Origin of the sequence: Gordonibacter pamelaeae 7-10-1-b (genome assembly GCF_000210055.1) — a bacterium.
In the GTDB taxonomy this organism is placed as follows: domain Bacteria; phylum Actinomycetota; class Coriobacteriia; order Coriobacteriales; family Eggerthellaceae; genus Gordonibacter; species Gordonibacter pamelaeae.
This window is the reverse complement of sequence record NC_021021.1, coordinates 357,697-359,658: the sequence shown is the minus strand read 5'-3', so window position 1 is coordinate 359,658 and position 1,962 is coordinate 357,697. Positions and strand designations below refer to the sequence as shown.

Below are 1,962 nucleotides of genomic sequence, written 5' to 3'. Positions count from 1 at the left end.
CGATGACGTCGGCCAGCACGAGCACGATGTCGTCCTCGTGCGAGCACGGCACGAAGGCGCCTGCCTCGGTCAGCTCGGCCTCGAGGTCCTCGCCGTAGCGCGCCGGCATGCAGCCGGCCACGACGAGCGCAGCACCCCCGTCACGCACGTTCGGCAGGTCGGCCGCCTCGAAGATCGCCTCGAGGCTCTCCTCGGTGGCCGCCTGGATGAACGAGCACGTGTTCACCACGATGGCGTCGGCCGCCTCGGGGTCGTCCGTCAGCGCGTAGCCTGCCGCGGTCGCCCGGGCGCGCATGTGCTCGGTGTCCACCTCGTTCTTGGCGCATCCCAGCGTGACGAACGCCACGGACTTCCGGCCCTCGCCCCCGCGCGCCCTCTCGTTGCCCACCGCGCGGCCTAGCGGTAGTTGACGTACTGGAGCGGCTGGCCGTAGTCCTGGCCCTTCAGGAAGGCGATAACCTCCTGGAGCGTGTCGCGGGAGGTGCTCGACACGCGCAGCTTGTCGCCCTCGATCTGCACCTTCACCTTGAGCTTGGTGGCCTTGATGTCCTTGTTGATCTTGCCGGCCGTGTCCTTGTCGATGCCCTCGACGATGCTCGCCGTCTGGCGCACGCTCTGCCCGGCGGCCGGCTGCGCCTCGCCCCACTTCACGGAGCCCAAATCGATGCCGCGCTTCACGAGCTTCGAGGCGATGACGTCGATGACCTGCTTGGCCACGAACTCCGCCGGGGCGGCCACCGTGATGGCCTTGTTCGCCTTGTCGAGCGTGATCTCGGCGCCGGAGTCCTTCAGGTCGTAGCGTTGGGCAAGCTCCTTCTTCGCCTGCTGGAACGCGTTGTCGACCTCCTGCATGTCCACCGTGGACACGACGTCGAAGCTGCACTCTTTCGCCATGGGTGCTCCCTTCCTCATCGGCCCGCCAAGCGCGCGGGCCGCCTCGTTTTTCGTTTCCGACCAGCATACCCTATTTCGTCCCGCCCGCGCAGCGATTGCAGGCGAGTTCCACAGAGCGCGAAGGGAGCGGTTCTCTTCTTGCCGGCCGGCGAATTGCGAAGCGCGAAAAACATGCGGTTCTCTCTTCTTCATCAGCCGGCCGAAGGCGTGAGAATAAAGACGGCCGCCCCGGCGCACGCGGTCAACCTTGGAGGTTGGTCGAATGCGCCGGGGCGGCCGCCATCGGGCGAGCGTCCTCGGCCGGCTGGATTGGAGAGGCCGGCAAGCTGGTTTGCGGTTGGCCGGGAGGCTAGGCGGCCGGCGTGTCCGTGCCGTCCGTCGCGCCGGTGCCGGATGCGCCCGTTCCCGTCGTGCCGTTTGTTCCCGTCGTGCCGGCGGTCGGGTGGTCGGCCTTCCACTGCTCGAGGATGGCCGGGAAGTCCACGCTGAACGAGTTGATGCCGGTGCTCTCGTCGCCCGTCGGCTCGAGCTTCGTCCCGTCAACGGTGACGGTCACGCCGCCAGGATTCGAGGTGACGATCTTGAACGTGCCGGTGACGTCGAACTCCTTCTTGGCAGGCCCGTCGACGGTGCCGCCCGAGGTGATGCTTCCGTCCTCGTAGATATCCATGTACACCGACTGCCCCGACGCCACCTCGTAGACGACCTTGGCGCTCGTGGGCGCCACCGGCGCAGGCGATGCGACGGGTTCCTGGGAGCCCTCGTCGCCCTCGCCCTGGGTGGTGTCGTCGATGCCCGTCACGGGCACGGCCGGCAGGTCCTCCTCGCCGCCGCCCTTGCCCCCGAACGCGAACACGAGCACGACGATCAGCACCACGAGGATGACCGCGCCCGCGATGACGAACGGCAGCTTCGACTGCACGCCGCTCGGAGCCTTGGGGCCTGCGTAGAAGTTCGTGTAGTGGCCGTTCGGCAGCGCCGAGTGGCGGCTCGTGTGCGTGCGGTCCTCCGAGTACAGGCGCGCCCCGGTTGCCGGGGCCGCCCCGCGGCCGCAGTCGGGGCGCGTGT

Annotated in this window: 2 protein-coding genes and 1 pseudogene; all 3 read right to left on the bottom strand. The window is 68.5% G+C overall.

Annotated elements, in window-relative coordinates; genetic code table 11:
- Positions 1-388: pseudogene (locus GPA_RS01645) on the bottom strand (30S ribosomal protein S12 methylthiotransferase RimO); the annotation flags it as partial.
- 8 nt (positions 389-396) lie between these two features.
- Positions 397-894 carry a YajQ family cyclic di-GMP-binding protein gene (locus GPA_RS01640; RefSeq protein ID WP_015538753.1) on the bottom strand — a complete coding sequence of 166 codons (498 nt, stop codon included), beginning with the start codon at positions 892-894 and terminating at the stop codon, positions 397-399.
- A 349-nt stretch (positions 895-1,243) separates the two neighbouring features.
- Positions 1,244-1,962: RodZ domain-containing protein (locus GPA_RS01635; RefSeq protein ID WP_167536579.1), on the bottom strand; the 719-nt coding region annotated here is incomplete at its 5' end.